The organism is Muricomes intestini (assembly GCF_004346165.1).
Taxonomy (GTDB): domain Bacteria; phylum Bacillota; class Clostridia; order Lachnospirales; family Lachnospiraceae; genus Muricomes; species Muricomes intestini.
The window spans coordinates 115,512-136,280 of record NZ_SLZZ01000008.1; the positions used below are offsets into that span (position 1 = coordinate 115,512).

Below are 20,769 nucleotides of genomic sequence, written 5' to 3' on the forward strand. Positions count from 1 at the left end.
AAAAGAAAGAGGATGCTGCAGTTGCAGCATCCTCATGAATACTTTCAATAACAATAATTCCGATTACATCGGTTCCTTAGCTGGTATTCCAGCTTTTCTCGGATATTCTTTCTTTGTACTCTCTCTTTTTTTTATCTTTATAAATGATCTGCTTATATCAGTCTCCGGCAGTTGAAATATTATATTTTTCTCCACTTCACCGCCTAACACTTTTATTGCTCTACTTGAATTTCGTAGTTCTTCCTCTATATTTCCAGATTTATAAGATATAAATATTCCGCCAATCCTCAAATAAGGAATACAATATTCACATAAGGTGGATAAATTTGCAACTGCTCTGGATACACATAAATCAAATCTTTCTCTATATTTTTCTTGTCTTGCATAATCCTCAGCTCTTCCATGCAATGTATCTATATTCTGTAAACCTATTTCTTCTATTACCATATTTAGAAACTTTACTCTTTTGTTTAAAGAATCCAGCAAAACTACATGCATCTGTGGAAAAACTATCTTAAGAGGTATTCCCGGAAAACCTGCTCCGGTACCTATATCTATCATTTCATTTACTTTTTTCAATTCTATTGATTTAACAATTGCAAGACTATCAACAAAATGCTTTTCATTCACCTCATCATAATCTATTATTCCTGTAAGATTCATAACTTTATTCCACTCTGTCAGGAGTTCATAATACTTCTTGAATTGCCACTTTTGCTTTTCACTTAAATAAATATCTAATTTTTTTAGCTGTTTATTAAACTTATCTTCCATTCACTTTCTCCCAAATAATGTTATCCTCCTATTTACTTTCAAGATAAACTAAAAGTACTGAAATATCTGCCGGAGATACTCCTGAAATCCTTGATGCCTGCCCGATAGATGATGGACGTATTTCCATCAGTTTTTGTTTTGCCTCTATACGAAGACTTTTTATCTCATTATAATTAATTTTTTCTGGAATTATTTTCTTTTCTAATTTTTTAAACTGCTCAACTTGTTTTTTTTGCCGTTTAATATATCCATCATATTTTATATTAATATTTACCTGTTCCGCTACACCAGGATCAAGCTCCTTTCTTTTTATATCAATGGGTGCAAGTATTTCATAGGATAATTCAGGTCGCCGGATTAACTCCGCCATTGTTGTTCCTGATATAAGTGATGTACTCTCATAAGACCTCAATAAATTCTGTACATTCTCAGATCTACCTACATTTGTATGCTCAACCCTGTAAATTTCCTCGTCAATTGCCCTTTCCTTCCTAATTAGTTTTTGAAAACGCTTCTCATTTATAAGTCCAACCTCATATCCTAATTTTGTCAGTCTCATATCCGCATTATCCTGTCTTAAAAGCAATCTATATTCAGCTCTTGATGTCATCATTCGATATGGCTCATGACTTTCTTTTGTCACAAGATCATCAATAAGCACTCCTATATATCCCTGCGAGCGGTCAATTACTATTCCCTGTTTTCCCTGCAGTAATCTTGCCGCATTTATTCCTGCTATTAATCCCTGGGCTGCCGCTTCCTCATAGCCGGAACTTCCATTAAACTGGCCTGCGCTGAACAATCCTTTTACTTTTTTAAATTCAAGGGTATTTTTCAGCTGTCTGGCATCAATACAGTCATACTCAATTGCATATGCATTTCTAACAATTTTCGCCTGCTCCAATCCTGATACACTGCGGTACATGGCATACTGAACATCCTCCGGCAATGAACTTGACATACCGGCAACATACATTTCATTTGTTTCCAGTCCTTCCGGTTCAATAAATACCTGATGTCTATTTTTGTCAGAAAATTTTACAACTTTATCCTCAATTGACGGACAATATCTTGGTCCTGTTCCTTCAATCATTCCAGAATAAAGTGGAGATCTGTCCAAATTATCCCTTATAATTTCATGAGTTTTTTCATTTGTGTAAGTCAGCCAACAGGAAACCTGATCTATCTGCACATCATCAGGATTTGTAGTAAAAGAAAACGGAACAACTCGCTCATCACCTTTTTGCTCTTCCATTTTACTAAAATCAATAGATTTTTTATCGATTCTTGCAGGTGTTCCTGTTTTAAAACGATACATCTTTATTCCCAGTAACCTTAAACTATCCGTCAGAAAGTTTGCAGGCTGAAGGCCATTTGGCCCGGTGTAAGTGCTAACATCACCATAAATGCATCTGGACTTTAGATATGTTCCGGTACAAAGTATAACAGCACTGCATGGATAAATTGCTCCTGAATAAGTCTGTACACCGGTTATTTGCCCATTTTCTGCCAACAGATCTGTTACTTCCATCTGGCGTATATCCAGATTACTTTGTTCCTGCAACACCCTGCGCATTGTTCTGCTGTAGTGTGCCTTGTCTGCCTGAGCACGCAGAGAATGTACCGCCGGCCCCTTTGATTGATTAAGCATCTTGGACTGTATAAAGGTTTTATCTATCACCTTTCCCATCTCTCCTCCCAGAGCATCTATTTCTCTGACCAGGTGACCTTTTGATGTTCCTCCAATATTTGGATTACAAGGCATTAATGCAATACTTTCTATACTTACCGTAAACATAATAGTTTTAAATCCGAGCCTAGCCGCTGCAAGAGCAGCTTCACAACCTGCATGTCCAGCCCCTACTACGGCAATATCATATTTGTCTTTATTTACCCATACAGAATTTGCTGAATATTTCATTTACTAAATCTTCTCCTATCGTCTCCCCTGTTATATTTCCCAATGCTTCATATGCATCCATCAAATCTATAGAAAAAAAATCCTCCGGCATCTGATTCTCAATACTGTCAAGTACCTTTTTCAAACTTTCACAGGCATCTAAAAGTGCCGCTTTGTGTCTGATATTTGTAATATATATTTCCTCATTAAAGGATACTTCTTCCTTAAGAAACATAGAATTTAACATATCCTCAAATTCCTCAATCCCCTGTTCTTCCTTTAATGATGTATCAATCATCGGAATATTTTTTGCAAGTTTTCCTTCATTCTTATCTATTTTTAGTATATTATTAATTTTGTTTTGCAAGTTATCTTTCGTTACAATTACCTTTAAATCGGATTTATTTAAAAGTATAATAGTATTTTTTCCCTCTATTAAGTGAATAATATCTTCATCATTTTGATCCAAAGGCCTTGAAGCATCCACAACATAAATTATAAGGTCAGCATAAGTGACATAATCACGTGCCTTATTCACACCCATCTTCTCTATAATATCATCAGTATCTCTTATACCTGCCGTGTCAACCATATTCAATGTCAGCCCTTTAAGTTGAATTTGTTCCTCCAAAGCATCACGGGTCGTACCTTCTATATCAGTCACAATAGCTCTCTCTCTTCCGGAAAGAGTATTTAAAAGAGAAGATTTTCCTGCATTTGGCTTTCCAACAATAACAGTCTGTATTCCTTCTTTCATAATACGTCCGCTGTCAAAAGATTCAATTAAATGATTTAAATCAATTAAAACATTATTAATAACACTTTTTAGTTTTTCTCCATATCCATCTATATTAATATGTTCAGGATCATCCAATGCAGTCTCAATAAATGCCGTCTCGTAAATTATTTTATTTCTTATATCTTGTATTTTTTTCTTAATACTACCTTTTAGTTGACTTATTGAGCTTTGAAGCGCATATTCATTTTCAGATGTAATCACATCAATTACAGCCTCCGCCTGTGATAAGTCCACTTTTCCGTTCAAAAAGGCTCTTTTTGTAAATTCCCCGGGTTCTGCCGGTCTTGCTCCATTTTTTATAACTGTTTCCAATACACGTTTTACCACATATGTTCCTCCGTGGCAATTGATTTCTACTGTATCTTCCCCGGTGAAGGTTCTGGGAGAACGCATAAGCATAACAAGTACTTCATCTATAGTTTCATTTTCATCTCTGATAAAACCATAATGAATTGTGTGGCTTTCAGCATTCAAAAGACTGTCTTTACCTTTATATATCCGGTCAGCAATCCTAAATGCCTCTGAACCGCTGATACGTACAATTCCAATACCTGAATTTGTCATTCCGGTGGAAATCGCAGCAATTGTATCTTTCTTCATTTATTTCTCCTATAATACTGTAGTATGATACCAGGGTCAAAAGGTCGTGCGTTTCATGCTTGCATGAAAAAGCATGACTTTGGGTCCCTAAAAACATGAGAAAGTAGCCCGAGCAGGGTGAATTTCGAATGTTTTTAGGATTGTGGGAGCACAAAGTGCGGAGCAATCCGTAGGTATCAGGGGGCAAAATACCTTTTGACCCCTACATCGTAGTATACATAAAAGAGAACATCTGCTGTTTCACGAAAGCCTCCGTGAAGCAGCAGACGTCCTCTTTCGCTTCAATTTTTCTACTTTTTCAATGTAATAACTACTTTTCTATAAGGTTCTTCTCCTTCACTATGTGTAGTTACATACGGATCACATTGAAGTGCAGCATGAATAATTCTTCTTTCATAAGGATTCATGGGCTCCAGCGATACTGGTCTCCTAGAACGCTTTACCTTATATGCAATATTTTTTGCAAGGTTCTTCAGAGTTTCCTCTCTTCTGGAGCGATAGTTCTCTGTATCCAGCTTCACGCGAACATATCCCTCCTGATTCTTGTTTGCTACCCGGTTCGCCAGATACTGCAGGGCATCCAGGGTTTGTCCGCGTTTTCCAATAAGAATCCCCATATTCTCGCCACTCATCTCCACACTGAATGCACCATCTGAATCAACCTCAGATTTCAGCTCTACTGTCATTCCCATTGCTTTCAAGGTATCGCCTAAAAAGGATTCAACAGCTTTCTTTGTTTCATCTTTCACTACAGCAAGCTCTGTATCATGTTTCGCAGGTATAACAGATGAACTTTTTGCAAGCTGATCATTTTCCCCCTTTATTTCCTTTTTTACTTTTTCTTTCTTTTTAATTTCTTTTACAGGTTCATGCTTTATCTCGGGTTTTTCTTCTTTTTTCTGGATTTCAGGTCCATCTGCTACAGGTTCCGGCTTTCTTTTTGCTTCAATTACTGCCTGTTTAATACCAATTCCCAGAAAACCGGAACTTCCCTTTTCAATTACCTCGTATTCCAGTCTGTCACTGGTAACACCTAACTGAATCATTGCCTCTGTAATTGCATCATCCACTGTTTTTGCTGATACTCTGATACTACCATTCATCCTGAATCCTCCCTTTCTAGACTTACTCTTCTCTACTTATCCTTTTTTTCTTTATCGGATACCTTTTGCCCACTGTTATAACTGCTGACCATATTTGCCTTAGAAGCAAGACTTCCTGGTTTTGCATTCTTTGTTTGCTGCCTAGCCTTTTTAAGCCGTTCATCTCTCTCAACATCTGACATCTTTGTTTTTTTCTTATCTTCCACATTTCTTGTACTTGTCGTTGCCATTTTGTTGATAGTTTTTGCAGATGCTCCCTTTTTTTCACGTTTTTTTGCAGCTTTCTTCTGATTTTCTGCTATTAAATCATCAAGTGACTTTTTGCTCAGGTATTTATTAATTGCCAGCTGCTGTGCTGATCTTACTACCGCACTGACTGCCCAGTAAAGTCCAAGACCTGCAGGAAGTGTAAATCCCATAAATACAGATATTAAAGGCATTGTATATGTCATCGTCTTCATAGAACTTGCCATCGGGTTATTATCCGTGTTAACTTCCGGCTGGGGCTGCAGTTTTACACTTAAAAACTGTGTAAGACCGGCCATAACAGGAATAATAACAGCTGCAATTATTCCGGCAATTGAGAAATTTTTAATTGCAGTCATCAGCATTGTAAAAGGAGCCTCACCTATATTGATACCGATAAAACTATTCAAATGACCCATCGTCTGAGTTGTCGTAGTTACAATACTGTCTATGGAGGGCATCTTATCTACAAGTGTATTCCATGTGGAATCCTGAAATTTATATAACACCTGGACCAACGTATCTGCTTTTGAATAATCATAGCTGGTCGGGCTCATCAGAACGGGTTTTGCTTCCCCAATCTTCTCCATAATTTTCTGGAAACCGTCAACAGACATAATCTGATTTACAACAGGCATATACACTGCTTTTACACTGTCCACATATTTTGGTATATTCTGAATCACCGGATATAGTGCAAAAAGAATCGGCATCTGAATTAACATCGGAAGACATCCGCCTGTAGGTGAAGTTCCATATTTTTCATAGACAATCTGCATTTCTTCCTGCTGCTTTAACATGGAAGCCTGATCTTTTTTATTTGCATATTTTTTTTGAATTTTTTGGATTTCAGGATTCATAACAGAAGACATTTTAGACCACTTCTGCTGTTTAATTGTAAGTGGAATCATTAATGTATAAATAATGATTGTAAATATAATAATACAAACACCAATGTTCTGCACATTAAAAACACTGTCCATTACAACATAAATTCCATTCATCAGTTTTCCCAGAAGCCAGGAAATCTGCTTGATAACCGGCCAGTCTCCGTAGCCTGCCGCTAAAATTCCATACATTTTTTATCCTCCTTAAGGTACCGGATCATATCCACCTTTTGCAAATGGATTGCAGCGCAGAATTCTCCAGACTGTCAGAGCACCACCCTTCACAACACCATACTTTTCAATCGCTTCAATGCCATACTGTGAACAGGTTGGCGTATAAATACAATGATACCGTGTTTTCAATCCGGACAAGTACTTCTGGTAGAATCTGATAAGCCATATAAAAATGTGCTTCAACTGCATCACTCCTTTTATAAAGAACGTCCCGGTATCCACAAACTACACCGAAACTGAAAACTTATCAGGTTTGCTAATAAGTCTTATATATTTCATGAAGTTTTCCCAAGTGGTTAAGTGCACTCTCAATTTCATGATAACCTTTTTCTTTAGCACTCACTCTTGCAATCACAACAATATCAAAACCACATTGGAAATGTTCTTCTTGAAGCCGATAGCTTTCTCTTATTAATCTTGTCAGATAATGTCTGACCACACTATTTCCTACTTTTTTACTTACGGAAATGCCAAGTCTGTTTTTCCCAAGACCGTTTTCCTTCACATACATTACTAAATATTTATTCGCATAGGATTTTCCGCTTTTGTAGATGACCTGGAAATCTTTATTTTTTTTTAAAGATTCGGAAAATTTCATTGATAACCTCTTTGCTCTTTGATAGAAGAAAAGGCCACATAGATGCGGCCTAAGCTGATAATTGTTTTCTTCCTTTTGCTCTTCTGGCAGCTAATACTTTTCTTCCGCCCGGTGTGCTCATTCTTGCCCTAAAGCCATGAACCTTAGATCTCTGTCTTTTCTTTGGCTGAAATGTCATTTTCATTACAGATACACCTCCCTTTGATTGAGATACTTATAATAAAGTATTTACAATTATTTTCATTTTAAAGTTGTCCTTTTCTTACAAAGACACTGCGTCTAATTATATTCAAAAAATCACGGTAAGTCAAGATATTAAGGGTATTTTTAAAAAAATTATTATAAATATGGTAGAATCTTTATGTTGATTATACCAGGGTCAAAAGGTCATGCGTTTCATGCTTGCATGAAAAAGCATGACTTTGGGACCCTATATCATGTTGATAACTTGTGAATAAGATGTAAATAACTGTGGGATAACATGTAGATTAAATTTATTTTTTAACTTTTTGTGTTTAAACATATGAGATTAGGCTGTGTATAAAGTTATACACACCTTTTTCCATTGCTTATCAGGCCCTTTTGATGTAAAATGTAGTGGAGAGATTGCATATATCTCTCTATTATATTGATTAGGAGTACTATGAATGAACATTGTGGAAAAAAGTTGGGAGCAGATCTTAAATAAGATGAAATCCGAATATTGCTCATCAAATATTGCATACAATACGTGGGTTGCACCATTGACAGTATATGAAGTTACAGAAGACACTGTCTATATTCTTGTAAAACTCAAAGCAAGTCTGGAGCATATAGAAGACAAATATCTTCTTCCTTTTAAAGTATGTGTTGCAGAGGTAACCGGTAAGGAATATGAAATTTCCTTTGTGACAGAAGATAATCTTATTATTAAGGAAAAGAAAGAAAATACTGCAAAAAAGAAAAAGTCGAATGCAATATTTGCAAATGCAAATTTAAATCCCAAATATACATTTGATACTTTTGTGGTGGGCAGTAATAACAGTTTTGCACACGCAGCTTCCCTTGCTGTCTCTGAGTCCCCCGGAGAGATTTACAATCCTCTTTTTATATACGGAGGAGTTGGACTCGGCAAAACACACCTCATGCATTCCATAGCACATTTCATATTAGAAAATGATCCTACAAAGAAAGTTCTTTATGTAACAAGTGAGACCTTTACAAATGAACTGATTGATTCATTGAAAATAGGTAAAACTGGAAATGAACTTGCAATGACCACTTTCCGTGAAAAATATAGAAACAATGATGTACTTCTCATCGACGATATACAATTTATTATTGGTAAAGAAAGCACCCAGGAAGAGTTCTTCCACACATTCAATCACCTTCATGTATCTGGAAAACAAATTATTATATCCAGTGATAAGCCTCCCAAGGATATTGAAACACTGGAAGCAAGGCTGCGTACCCGTTTTGAATGGGGACTTATTGCAGATATCTCCACTCCTGACTATGAGACCAGGATGGCAATCCTCCGTAAAAAGGAGGAGTTGGACGGATTGGAACGTTATCATATTCCAGATGACGTTCTTCAATACATAGCAAATAATATTAAGTCAAACATTCGAGAACTGGAAGGTTCCTTAAATAAACTGATAGCATTGGCCAATCTTGAGAATAAGCCAATTGATATTCCACTTGCAGCAGAGGCCTTAAAAGATATGGTTTCTCCTGACTCAAACAGGGAAGTTACACCTGAGCTGATTATAGATGTTGTTTCTGAACACTTTAACGTTCCTATCCCTGAGCTGAAAGGTAAAAAACGAAGTGCTGAAATTGTTCTTCCCCGGCAGATTATCATGTATCTCTGCCGGACCATGACAGAGACCCCACTTAAAACAATAGGAATTATTTTAGGGGGAAAAGATCATGCCTCCGTCAGTCACGGTGTGAAAAAGATTGCCCGTGACATAACAATTGATGAAGCACTCAACAATACTGTTAATATTATTAAGAAAAAGATTAATCCTATTTAACATTAAAAAGGACTTAAAAACATTTTACAGGAAATTAATAATTCACATTTCGTTAAAAAAACTGTGAGTAACTATGTTAAAGTACTGTGGATTATTAGGTTCATAAAAAGTAAACTAAATAAAGCCTTAAAATTATTCCCACCCTATCCCATCAAACTTTAATAGCTTTCTACAGAGTTTTCAGTATGGGCATCCTCTTTATTTTCAAGGCTTTGAAGTAGTTATCAACTTATCTACAGCCCCTATTACTAAGGAGGCGGAATTTATTTATTTATTTATCTATAAAAAGCGGCGGAAAAAATAATTCACCATGATAATTGAAAGGAGTTACCGACATATGAAAATCATTTGTTCAAAATCTAATCTTGTAAGAGGCGTGAGTATTGTATCTAAAGCAGTTCCCTCTAAAACAACAATGCCTATCCTTGAATGTATTTTAATTGACGCATCTGCCGATATTATAAAATTGACTGCGAATGATATGGAATTAGGTATTGAAACACAAATTGAGGGGGAAGTTGAGGAAAGAGGAATTATTGCTTTGAATGCAAGAATCTTTTCGGAAATTGTCCGAAAGCTTCCTGATAATGATGTTACTATAAAAACAGATGAATCGAGTCAAGCCATTATTACCTGTGAAAAAGCAAAATTTAATATTGCAGCACAGTCAGGGGAAGATTTTTCTTATCTTCCGGTTATTGAGAAGGAAAGTTATATTACAGTTTCTGAATTTACGTTGAAGGAAGTTATTCGTCAGACAATTTTTTCCATTGCCGATAACGATACGAACAAGATGATGACAGGTGAATTGTTTGAAATAGATGATAATATACTGAAGGTTGTTTCTCTGGATGGTCATAGAATTTCTATCCGCAAAATTGAGTTAAAAGATAATTATTCACCGAGGAAAGTAATTGTCCCAGGAAAAACACTTCAGGAAATCAGTAAGATTATAGGCGGTGAAGCCGATGTTAATGTAGATATATCATTTACAAAGAATCATATTGTTTTTGAATTTGATAAAACAGTTGTTGTGTCCAGGTTGATAGAAGGAAATTATTTTAAAATAAATCAGATGCTGTCCAGTGATTATGAGACGAAGGTAAAGATCCATAAAAAAGAACTTTTAGACTGTATAGACAGGGCTACTCTTTTGATAAAAGAGGGAGAAAAAAAGCCAATTATCATTGACATCAGGGATGAATCCATGGAGTTGAAGATTAAGTCACAGATTGGTTCAATGGATGAAGAAATTCTTATAACTAAAGAGGGTAAGGACTTATTGATCGGTTTTAACCCAAAGTTTTTGATTGATGCACTTCGGGTAATTGATGATGAAGAAGTTGATTTATATTTTATGAATGCTAAAGCGCCATGTTTTATTAAAAACGAGAATGAAAGTTATATTTATTTAATTCTTCCGGTTAACTTTAATGCAGTTGCATAAGAAAGGATTTAGTATGGAAATTATTAAGTTGCGTGAAGGTGACGAATTTATCAAACTTGGCCAGGCATTAAAAGCTGCCGGCCTGGTTGATTCAGGTGTGGTGGCGAAGGAAGTCATCCAGAATGGACAGGTATGTGTAAATGGTGAGAAGGATACAAGAAGAGGCCGGAAATTATACGACAAAGACAGCGTTGAATTTGGTGGTCAGAAAATAAAAATTGAAAAATAGTCTGAAAAAGTGTAAAATAATTACACTGATGGAGAAATTATGGTAATCAAATCTTTAAAACTAAAGAATTATAGAAATTATGATTTGTTAGATTTGACTCTTGATACTCAGACAAATATTTTTTATGGGGATAATGCGCAGGGAAAGACAAATATCCTGGAAGCACTGTATCTGTCAGGTACAACGAAATCTCACAGGGGCACAAAAGACAGAGATTTGATTCAGTTTGAACACGATGAAGCACATTTGGAAACCATTGTCATTAAAAGAGGGATGGAATACCAGATAGATATGCATTTGAAGAAGAATAGTCCCAAAGGAATTGCAGTGAATAAGGTTCCAATCCGGAAAGCAAGCGAATTATTTGGGATTATTCATTTTGTATTTTTTTCTCCGGAGGATTTGAATATTATCAAAGAAGGACCTTCAGGCCGAAGGAGATTTATTGATTTGGAATTATCCCAGCTTGATAAAATATATCTCAGCAATCTTTCCAGTTATAACCGAATTATTAATCAGAGAAATTCTCTGCTTAAAGATATTGACAGACAGCATAATCTTGTAGAGACACTTGATGTATGGGATATGCAGCTGGCTGAGTATGGAATGAAAGTGATAGAGAGCAGAAGAAATTTTATAAGACAGTTGAATAAAATAATTTCTAATATTCATTATAGGCTGACAGGGGGAAAAGAACATATATTTCTGGAATACGAAAGCAGTGTAGGAAATTTGTCTTTTGCACAGGCTTTGAAGAAAAACAGAGAAAGAGATATGAGATTGAAGAGTACTTCTGTAGGCCCTCACAGAGATGATTTATCCTTCATGGAAGGAAGTCTGGATATTCGAAAATTTGGCTCCCAGGGACAGCAGCGTACGGCTGCGCTGTCACTGAAGCTTTCAGAAATAGAATTGGTCAGAATGTTAATTAAAGACACACCGGTATTATTGTTAGATGATGTATTGTCTGAATTGGATAAACACAGGCAAAACTACTTATTGGATAGTATTCATGATATACAAACTGTAATTACATGTACTGGTTTAGATGAGTTTGTGAATCATCGATTTTCTATTAATAAAATATTCCATGTGAAAAATGGACAGGTAGCAGAAGAGAATTAGGAGGTTTTTAAATGGGTGCAACAGGTACAGAATTTGATGCTGAATATGGGGCTGATCAAATCCAAATATTAGAGGGATTGGAAGCGGTAAGAAAAAGACCGGGGATGTATATCGGCAGCACTTCTGCAAGAGGACTCCATCATCTGGTATATGAGATTGTGGACAATGCCGTAGATGAGGCATTGGCTGGATATTGTGATAAGATTCTTGTAAGTATAAATAAAGAAAATTCAATTACAGTCATTGACAACGGGCGTGGAATTCCTGTGGGAGTAAATCATAAATCAGGGCTTCCCGCAGTAGAAGTAGTCTTTACCATTTTGCATGCCGGCGGAAAGTTTGGCGGTGGGGGATATAAGGTATCAGGAGGCTTGCACGGAGTTGGTGCATCTGTTGTAAATGCTCTTTCACAATGGCTTGAGGTAGAAATTTATAATGAAGGCAGTATATATAAACAACGCTATGAACGTGGAAAAGTTGTTGATAAGCTAAGAGTAGTGGGGGAATGTGACCCTGAAAAGACAGGTACAAGGGTAACTTTTTTACCCGATGATGAAATCTTTGAAGAAACAGTATTTGATTTTGATACTTTGAAGCAGCGTTTCAGAGAAATGGCATTTTTGACAAAAGGGCTTAAAATTTGTCTCAGAGATGAGAGAGAAGAAGAACTCAGAGAAAAGACATTTCATTATGAAGGTGGAATTAAGGAGTTTGTCAGTTATCTGAATCGCAGCAGAACACCTCTGTATGAAAGTATTATTTATTGTGAGGGAATGAAAGATAATGTTGCAGTGGAAGTTGCCATGCAGCATAATGACTCCTACAATGACAATACTTATGGTTTTGTAAATAATATTACGACGCCTGAAGGAGGTACACATATAGTAGGATTCCGCAATGCCCTGACAAAGACATTCAATGATTACGCAAGAAAAAATAAATTATTGAAGGATAATGAAGCAAACTTGTCCGGTGAGGATATCAGAGAAGGTTTGACTGCTATTATCAGTGTAAAACTTGAAGATCCTCAGTTTGAGGGACAGACAAAGCAGAAGCTTGGAAACAGTGAAGCAAGGGGTGCAGTTGATAATATTGTCAGTACACAGCTTGAAATTTTTTTAGAGCAGAATCCGAGTGTGGCTAAGATGATAGTAGATAAATCTGTGATGGCTCAGCGTGCAAGAGAGGCTGCAAGAAAGGCAAGAGATTTAACAAGGCGCAAATCTGCTCTGGAAGGAATGTCACTTCCTGGAAAGCTTGCAGATTGTTCTGATAAAGATCCCAAAAACTGTGAAATTTATATTGTGGAGGGTGATTCTGCCGGTGGTTCTGCGAAGACGGCCAGAGACAGGAGTACCCAAGCTATTCTTCCCCTAAGAGGTAAGATACTGAATGTGGAAAAGGCAAGACTTGATAAAATATATGCAAATGCAGAGATTAAGGCGATGATCACGGCATTTGGAACAGGAATACACGATGATTTTGATATTTCAAAACTTCGGTACCATAAGATTATTATTATGACTGATGCCGATGTGGATGGGGCACATATCAGCACCCTGCTGCTGACATTTTTATATCGTTTTATGCCTGATTTAATTAAGGGAGGGCATGTTTACCTGGCACAGCCTCCTCTTTATAAGCTGGAGAAAAATAAAAGGGAATGGTATGCATACAGTGACGAGGAATTAAGTGAAATACTTACAGAAGTAGGAAGAGACGGAAATAATAAAATTCAGCGCTATAAAGGCCTTGGAGAGATGGATGCAGAACAGCTTTGGGATACAACCATGGCTCCGGAGCACAGGGTTCTCTTAAGAGTTACAATGGATGAAGAAACCTCTTCTGAGCTGGATTTGACCTTTACTACACTTATGGGAGATAAAGTAGAGCCGAGAAAAGAGTTCATTGAAGAAAATGCTAAATATGTGAAAAACCTGGATATTTAAGTAAATACCAAAGTGGAGATAGATACTTTTGGGTATTTTGTGTATTCGCTTAACATAAAAGAAAGGATATGAAGATGGAAGATAATATTTTTGATAAAGTCCATGAAGTTGATCTGAAAAAAACAATGGAAAACTCTTATATCGATTATGCCATGAGTGTAATTGCTGCCCGTGCCTTGCCTGATGTAAGGGATGGATTAAAGCCTGTGCAGAGGAGAATTCTGTATTCTATGATTGAATTGAATAATGGACCTGACAAGCCTCACCGTAAGTGTGCACGTATCGTCGGAGATACAATGGGTAAATATCATCCTCATGGGGACAGCTCTATTTATGGTGCACTGGTAAATCTGGCCCAGGAATGGTCTACCAGATATCCTCTGGTTGACGGACATGGAAACTTTGGCTCTGTGGACGGGGATGGAGCAGCTGCTATGCGTTATACTGAGGCACGCCTCAGTAAGATTTCCATGGAGATGACTGCGGATATCAATAAAGATACTGTAGATTTTATTCCAAACTTTGATGAGACAGAGAAAGAGCCTGTTGTTCTTCCTTCAAGATTTCCAAATCTTTTGGTAAACGGAACTTCCGGAATTGCGGTTGGGATGGCAACGAATATACCTCCCCACAATTTGAGGGAAGTTATAGGTGCTGTCGTCAAAATTATAGATGACATGATTGATGAAAATGGAGAAACTACAATCGAGGATATACTTCATATTGTAAAAGGGCCTGATTTTCCTACAGGAGCCGAAATTCTGGGGACAAGGGGAATTGAGGAAGCTTACAGGACCGGACGCGGGAAAATAAGGGTGCGTGCTATTACCAATATTGAGCCTATGGCTAATGGAAAAAACCGTATTATTGTAACGGAACTTCCTTATATGGTCAATAAGGCAAGACTGATAGAAAAAATAGCAGAATTAGTAAGAGATAAAAGAGTTGACGGCATTACAGATCTGTCAGACCAGTCCAACCGTGAAGGTATGAGAATATGTATAGAACTCCGCCGTGATGTGAATCCGAATGTAGTGCTGAATCAGCTGTACAAACATACACAGCTTCAGGATACTTTTGGTGTTATTATGCTTGCCCTTGTGGACAATGAGCCAAAGGTAATGAATATTCTGGATATGCTTAAATATTATCTGAAGCACCAGGAAGATGTAGTGACCAGAAGGACAAAATATGAGCTTAACAAAGCAAAGGAAAGAGCACATATTTTACAGGGATTACTTATTGCTTTGGATAATATTGATGAAGTAATCAGGATTATCCGGGGTTCAAAAAATGTTCAAATTGCAAAAGATGAGTTAATGGCAAAATTCGATTTATCGGATGTACAGGCTCAGGCAATTGTAGATATGCGTCTCCGTGCATTGACCGGTTTGGAAAGGGAAAAACTGGAAAATGAATACAAGGAATTGATGCAGAAAATTGGTGAATTGGAAGCTATTCTTGCAGATAAAAAATTGCTGCTTGGAGTTATAAAAGAGGAAATACTAGTTATATCCGACAAATATGGAGATGATAGACGGACATCAATAGGATTTGATGAATTTGACATTTCCATGGAAGATTTAATTCCTCAGGAAAGTATAGTCATCGCGATGACCAGACTAGGGTATATTAAGCGAATGACTGTTGATACTTTTAAGAGCCAGAACCGCGGAGGAAAAGGCATCAAGGGAATGCAGACTCTGGATGACGATTATATTGAGGAATTGTTCATTACATCGACACACCACTATATTATGTTCTTTACAAATACAGGACGTGTATATAGGCTAAAAGGATACGAGATTCCGGAGGCGAGCCGTACAGCAAGAGGAACGGCAATTATTAATCTTCTGCAGTTAATGCCGGATGAAAAAATAACAGCTATGATTCCAATCAAAGAATATGAAGATGGCAAATATCTGTTTATGGCAACCGAAAAGGGACTTGTAAAGAAAACACCTATAAAAGATTATGCGAATGTAAGAAAAACAGGCCTTGCGGCAATTACACTCCGTGAAGATGATAAACTGATAGAAGTAAAAATTACCGATAATAACGAGGATATAATCCTTGTAACCATGTATGGCCAGTGTATCCGTTTTAATGAGCAGGATGTCCGCGCAACAGGAAGAACCTCCATGGGAGTTCGCGGTATGAACTTAAGCGACAGAGACGAAGTTATAGCAATGCAGATGAGCACCCAGGGATCAGAACTTCTGATTGTATCCGAAAAAGGGATGGGAAAGCGCACCAGTCTTGATGAATTTACAAAGCAAAACCGCGGCGGTAAAGGAGTAAAATGTTACAAGATTACCGAAAAAACCGGGAATGTAGTTGGAATGAAGTCAGTAGAAGAAGACAGCGAGATAATGATTATCAATACGGAAGGAATCATAATTCGTATGCAGTGTGCCGACATTTCATTACTTGGACGCATCACATCAGGTGTAAAGCTGATTAATCTTCCTGAAGGAGAAAAAGTAGCAAGTGTAGCAAAAGTAAGAAAAGCCTCAGCAGAAATTGATGGAGAACAAGTAGAAATATCCGAAGACGAAGACGAAAAAGGGGACTGACCCTTTTGAGCTCCATTTTCAGAATATTTTGTAAATAATAAATTAGGAAATTAACCACAAAAGGAAACAGGACTTTATGGTTAGTTTCCTGTTTTTTTGTCCTTTTTTGATTTTCGTTTTAACAAATAAACCCCTGTCTTATACCTTTACCTTACACCTGAGTATGAAGCTTATGAAAGAAATAATAAACAATAAAAATATATTGATAAACAATAATAATATATTGAAATACATAATTTATAATGATATAATAAAAATAAAAAACCAAGAGACATTCAAAATATTTTAGGGAGGATTGTGTTTATATGAGTCAAGAAAAATTAATTAGATTTACAAATTTATTGTTAGGATTCATGTTCTATTCAGGAATTGTTGTTATATTAGGACTTCCTTTTATTCTAAAAATCGCAGGAAAATATTTTTCTCCGGCTATTACAGAAGAATTCTGGCCAATACTCATCATTTATGGACTTGCCGGTATATGTGGTGTTACGATTTTGAATCAGCTTCGGAAAATGATTAAAACAGTAATGGATAAAAATTGCTTTGTAGATAATAATGTACAAAGTTTAAAATTAATGGGAAAAGTAAGTTTAACTATTTCAATACTTTTTATTATAGAATTATTTTTTCTTCCCACACCGGTGACGTTTGTTATTATTCTGACCTTCTTTATAGCAGGAATATTTAGTCATGTTCTGGCCTGTGTATTTGAAGAGGCTGTACGGTATAAAAAAGAGAATGATTTGACAATTTAGGAGGAGTGGTATGTCTATTGTAGTTAATTTGGACGTTATGATGGCAAAAAGAAAAATGAGTATGACGGAACTGTCCCATAAAGTAGATATTACAATGGCTAATCTGTCTATTCTTAAAAATAATAAGGCAAAGGCAGTCAGGTTTTCAACACTAGAAGCAATTTGTAAAACTTTAGACTGCCAGCCGGGGGATATTTTAGAATATGTAAATGATGAAGATAACAAGAAAAAGGATTTATAATTATGGAGGAGTATTTTATGGGAAAATTGTCTGTCAGTAAAATAGAAGAAAATTACCTTTATCTAATAAGCCTATGTGGAATGTATGGGATTATATTCACATTTTGCCTTTATAAAAACTTATCAGGAATTACCTTTCCTTTTTGTATAGCAGCGACGGCTGCTGCAGCTTTTTTATTTATGAGAAAAACAGGAGTAATAATACACAAGGATTTTTTTCTATGTGTCTTAGGTATGATGCTTTTAGGAATATCTACAATTATGACTGATAATGCTTTTTTTCATTTTTTTAATTGGGCAGGTATTCTATTACTTCTAATGACAGCTATGATTCAACAGATAAATGAAAATAAAGACTGGGATTTTTTGAGATATGTTAAAAATATTTTGATATTGTGTGGAAAAACAATTATCTCTGTCTTTACTCCGATTACACATGGAATCAAATTAAAAAAAAGCGGGATTGAAAAAAGAAAAAATAGGATAATAAAATCTATTATAATGGGTGTGTTGGCTGCAGTATTATTTTTATTGTTTGTGCTGCCACTTCTTGTTTATTCGGATAAAATATTTGCCCGATATTTTGGAAAGGTTCTTGATGTTTTCAAATTTAGTACGGGATTTGGAATCCTGTTTACATTTCTTTTTGGATCGGCTATATTATATGCATTTTTTACAGCTTTATCAGGAATGAATCTAACTGATTTTAAGGAAAGGGAAAAAGCAAATAAAAATCCGGTTACAGGAATTACATTTTCCGGAATACTTGCTGCAATATATGTATTTTATTCTATTATTCAAATATGCTTTTTGTTCTTGAGAGTAGGAAATTCATTACCAGAAGGGATAACATATTCAGAATATGCACATTCCGGATTTTGGCAGCTAATAGTGGTAAGCATCATTAATTTTATAACGGTTATTATCTGTAAAGATATTTTTAAAGAGAATAATATTTTAAAAGTTCTTTTGTTAATTATTTCAATATGTACATGTATTATGACATTATCAGCTGCGTACAGAATGATTTTATATATAAGCGTCTATTATCTTACGTTTCTTAGAATACTTGTACTTTGGTTTCTTGGAGTAATGTTACTGGTTATGCTTGGAGTTATGCTAAGTATTTTTAAAGTGAAGTTTAATTTATTCAAATATATTACAATTGTAGCAGCTGTTTCTTATATCATTTTATCTTTTGCAAAAGTGGATAAAATTATTGCAGAATATAATATTACCCACTGGGACCAGATAAAATATGAGGACATAATGTATCTTATATATGGGACTTCCATGGATGCGGCTCCTGTGATAGAGAATATAAATGTGGAAGAAATAGAAAATAGTGATTTATATCTGAGTTCAGAAATAGAAGCATATTTTACAGGTATAAGAGATAAAGAAAGTTCATGGAGAAAATGGAATTATTCAACAGAAAAGGCAAAAAAAGCAGCAGATAAATATTTTGATAAAAAGAGGAAAGAACTATAAGTTGTATGTTTTGACACATTAGAGAGGTATATGGAAAATCTGCATGGGATGATACTGCAGGTTTTCCATATGGTATAAAATAAAATTAAAAATCCATTTTTGAGTTTATGTGTTAAACGAAAATAAGTAACATTGAAATCAACATCAGGAAGGGGACATTTCTCTTAATATAATTTCTGCTGTTTTTTTCACTGTTTCAGAAACAAAAGATGTACATTGTGACTTTCTCTCAAGAGAATTTTTATCCATCCCCTTTGTTAATACCCGGCAGCAAGTCCCGCCGCAGGTTTTCTTAAAATAGTCATGCAGCTCATTTGTAAGCTCAAAACACTTTGTGATTTTTGGATCACCTGGTGTTGTGCGTCCGAAAAAATATCCCAGCATCATAGTTCCACCTGCCAGAGCACCGCAGATACACCCTCCGCCTCCCAGTCCCCAGGGAAAACCGGAACTCATAGCAATTGCGTCATCTGATAAATCAAGATGAAAATGCTTGCGGATTGTATAAACAATAGATTCTGAACAGGCAAAACCAGAGTTAAAAATCCGGACAGCGTCTTTTTGAAGTTCTTCCATATTAATCTCTGAACAATATGTTACATTCCTATCAGCCATTATCATAAACCTCCAAAAATTTTATTACAGCTCAGCCATAACTTTACATGGCAAAACTATGGATAACCCTATGATACCACAAAAAAGGAAAAAGGGGACTGACCCTTTTGCTTTCCATTTTCAGAATATTCTTAAATTTCCTAGTGGTTCAGAAAAAAATCTTTATGAAATTATCAAAAAACAATATAATAATGGAAAAGTTACAGTTTAAGCGTTGACATCAAACAATCTGTTTAGTATAATAAACTTTGCGCTGTTGCGTGTACAATATTAAATAGTCCTGTATTAGTAAAATACAGGTATAATTCAGAATCAGGAGAAATACTCAAGAGGCTGAAGAGGCGCCCCTGCTAAGGGTGTAGGTCGGGAAACCGGCGCGAGGGTTCAAATCCCTCTTTCTCCGTTTTGACGTTTCCAGAACTATTGGTCACAACTGGTAGTTCTTACGTGTTATTTTTGTTGGATATATGTAAAGAAATCGTCAAAAAAGGAACTAGATATAGTATATGGAATTATACATCAAAAAAGTTAAAAAAACTATTGACAGATATATACAATAAATGATATTATATCTAGGCTGACTCGCGAGAGCAGCAGCAAAAAGCAAAAGAACCTTGATAATTAAACAATAGACAACAAACCCTTGAAAATTTCTAAATGAGAAAATTTTTAAGAACAGCATCTGAAAAGATGCACCCATCACTGAAAGAGATTTCGGTGGTAAAACAGTAAAGGGATAAAATTAGCTAGTATGATTTTTGACCGGATACAAACAAAGAAGCATATGTAGCTCCAACAGTACTAGGTTCGAAAGGACCTCACCAAGTACATGCGGAGCGCATAAACGCTAAGGCTTGAGAATACCAAGCCAAGCTTTTTGTGCGAGAGTTTGATCCTGGCTCAGGATGAACGCTGGCGGCGTGCTTAACACATGCAAGTCGAGCGAAGCGCTTTACTTAGAATTCTTCGGAAGGAAGAGTGGAGTGACTGAGCGGCGGACGGGTGAGTAACGCGTGGATAACCTGCCTCATACAGGGGGATAACAGTCAGAAATGGCTGCTAATACCGCATAAGCCCACAGTGCCGCATGGCACAGTGGGAAAAACTTAAGGTGGTATGAGATGGATCCGCGTCTGATTAGCTGGTTGGTAAGGTAACGGCTTACCAAGGCGACGATCAG

The 20,769-nt window shown here is 36.1% G+C and carries 18 protein-coding genes, 1 tRNA gene and 1 rRNA gene; 11 read left to right on the forward strand and 9 right to left on the reverse strand.

What is annotated here, in order from left to right; translation table 11 throughout:
• Nucleotides 1-63: 63 nt before the first annotated feature.
• The 8 genes from rsmG to rpmH form a co-directional block, all read right to left on the reverse strand.
• A complete protein-coding gene (rsmG, locus tag EDD59_RS07550) occupies nt 64-774 on the reverse strand; it encodes a 16S rRNA (guanine(527)-N(7))-methyltransferase RsmG (RefSeq protein ID WP_132380569.1) in 711 nt (236 codons plus the stop codon).
• A 28-nt stretch (nt 775-802) separates the two neighbouring features.
• A complete protein-coding gene (gene mnmG, locus EDD59_RS07555) occupies nt 803-2,695 on the reverse strand; it encodes a tRNA uridine-5-carboxymethylaminomethyl(34) synthesis enzyme MnmG (RefSeq protein ID WP_132380571.1) in 1,893 nt (630 codons plus the stop codon).
• Nucleotides 2,661-4,073 (reverse strand): tRNA uridine-5-carboxymethylaminomethyl(34) synthesis GTPase MnmE, encoded by a 1,413-nt coding sequence (mnmE, locus tag EDD59_RS07560; protein WP_132380573.1) that lies wholly within the window; start codon nt 4,071-4,073, stop codon nt 2,661-2,663. The genes mnmG and mnmE overlap by 35 nt, the downstream gene beginning before the upstream one ends.
• Before the next feature lie 290 nt (nt 4,074-4,363).
• Complete coding sequence (jag, locus tag EDD59_RS07565; RefSeq protein ID WP_132380575.1) at nt 4,364-5,176, reverse strand: RNA-binding cell elongation regulator Jag/EloR; 813 nt, start codon at nt 5,174-5,176, stop codon at nt 4,364-4,366.
• A gap of 32 nt (nt 5,177-5,208) precedes the next feature.
• A complete protein-coding gene (locus EDD59_RS07570; protein ID WP_132380577.1) occupies nt 5,209-6,501 on the reverse strand; it encodes a YidC/Oxa1 family membrane protein insertase in 1,293 nt (430 codons plus the stop codon).
• Nucleotides 6,502-6,513: 12 nt separating this feature from the next.
• The gene (yidD, locus tag EDD59_RS07575; protein WP_330571975.1) at nt 6,514-6,732 is read right to left on the reverse strand and encodes a membrane protein insertion efficiency factor YidD; all 219 of its coding nucleotides are present in this window, start codon (nt 6,730-6,732) and stop codon (nt 6,514-6,516) included.
• 67 nt (nt 6,733-6,799) lie between these two features.
• Complete coding sequence (gene rnpA / locus EDD59_RS07580; RefSeq protein ID WP_132380581.1) at nt 6,800-7,141, reverse strand: ribonuclease P protein component; 342 nt, start codon at nt 7,139-7,141, stop codon at nt 6,800-6,802.
• A gap of 49 nt (nt 7,142-7,190) precedes the next feature.
• Nucleotides 7,191-7,325 carry a 50S ribosomal protein L34 gene (rpmH, locus tag EDD59_RS07585; RefSeq protein WP_089983006.1) on the reverse strand — a complete coding sequence of 45 codons (135 nt, stop codon included), beginning with the start codon at nt 7,323-7,325 and terminating at the stop codon, nt 7,191-7,193.
• 463 nt (nt 7,326-7,788) lie between these two features.
• Here rpmH and dnaA point away from each other — a divergent pair, with 463 nt between their 5' ends.
• The 9 genes from dnaA to EDD59_RS07630 all read left to right on the forward strand — a co-directional run bounded on the left by dnaA (nt 7,789) and on the right by EDD59_RS07630 (nt 18,974).
• Entirely contained in the window at nt 7,789-9,159 is a 1,371-nt protein-coding gene (gene dnaA, locus EDD59_RS07590; protein ID WP_132380583.1) for a chromosomal replication initiator protein DnaA, read from the forward strand.
• 337 nt (nt 9,160-9,496) lie between these two features.
• Nucleotides 9,497-10,606 (forward strand): DNA polymerase III subunit beta, encoded by a 1,110-nt coding sequence (dnaN, locus tag EDD59_RS07595; protein ID WP_132380585.1) that lies wholly within the window; start codon nt 9,497-9,499, stop codon nt 10,604-10,606.
• 13 nt (nt 10,607-10,619) lie between these two features.
• Nucleotides 10,620-10,835 carry an RNA-binding S4 domain-containing protein gene (locus EDD59_RS07600; RefSeq protein ID WP_132380587.1) on the forward strand — a complete coding sequence of 72 codons (216 nt, stop codon included), beginning with the start codon at nt 10,620-10,622 and terminating at the stop codon, nt 10,833-10,835.
• 39 nt (nt 10,836-10,874) lie between these two features.
• Nucleotides 10,875-11,960: a DNA replication/repair protein RecF gene (recF, locus tag EDD59_RS07605; protein ID WP_132380589.1), complete on the forward strand. Its 1,086-nt coding sequence runs from the start codon at nt 10,875-10,877 to the stop codon at nt 11,958-11,960.
• 11 nt (nt 11,961-11,971) lie between these two features.
• A complete protein-coding gene (gene gyrB / locus EDD59_RS07610) occupies nt 11,972-13,909 on the forward strand; it encodes a DNA topoisomerase (ATP-hydrolyzing) subunit B (protein ID WP_132380591.1) in 1,938 nt (645 codons plus the stop codon).
• 74 nt (nt 13,910-13,983) lie between these two features.
• Entirely contained in the window at nt 13,984-16,485 is a 2,502-nt protein-coding gene (gene gyrA, locus EDD59_RS07615; RefSeq protein ID WP_132380593.1) for a DNA gyrase subunit A, read from the forward strand.
• 305 nt (nt 16,486-16,790) lie between these two features.
• Nucleotides 16,791-17,243 (forward strand): DUF2975 domain-containing protein, encoded by a 453-nt coding sequence (locus EDD59_RS07620; RefSeq protein WP_132380595.1) that lies wholly within the window; start codon nt 16,791-16,793, stop codon nt 17,241-17,243.
• Nucleotides 17,244-17,253: 10 nt separating this feature from the next.
• Entirely contained in the window at nt 17,254-17,484 is a 231-nt protein-coding gene (locus EDD59_RS07625) for a helix-turn-helix domain-containing protein (protein ID WP_132380597.1), read from the forward strand.
• Nucleotides 17,485-17,501: 17 nt separating this feature from the next.
• Nucleotides 17,502-18,974, forward strand: coding sequence for a DUF4153 domain-containing protein (locus EDD59_RS07630; RefSeq protein WP_165920889.1), 1,473 nt, complete (start codon nt 17,502-17,504; stop codon nt 18,972-18,974).
• Between the two features lie 144 nt (nt 18,975-19,118).
• On the opposite strand, the gene EDD59_RS07635 is transcribed toward EDD59_RS07630, so the two are convergent.
• On the reverse strand, nt 19,119-19,589 hold the full coding sequence (locus EDD59_RS07635) for a C-GCAxxG-C-C family (seleno)protein (protein WP_132380601.1): 471 nt from the start codon (nt 19,587-19,589) through the stop codon (nt 19,119-19,121).
• 315 nt (nt 19,590-19,904) lie between these two features.
• Here EDD59_RS07635 and EDD59_RS07640 point away from each other — a divergent pair.
• Nucleotides 19,905-19,992 (forward strand) — tRNA-Ser (locus EDD59_RS07640).
• Nucleotides 19,993-20,466: 474 nt separating this feature from the next.
• A 16S ribosomal RNA gene (locus EDD59_RS07645) occupies nt 20,467-20,769 on the forward strand; the annotation flags it as partial.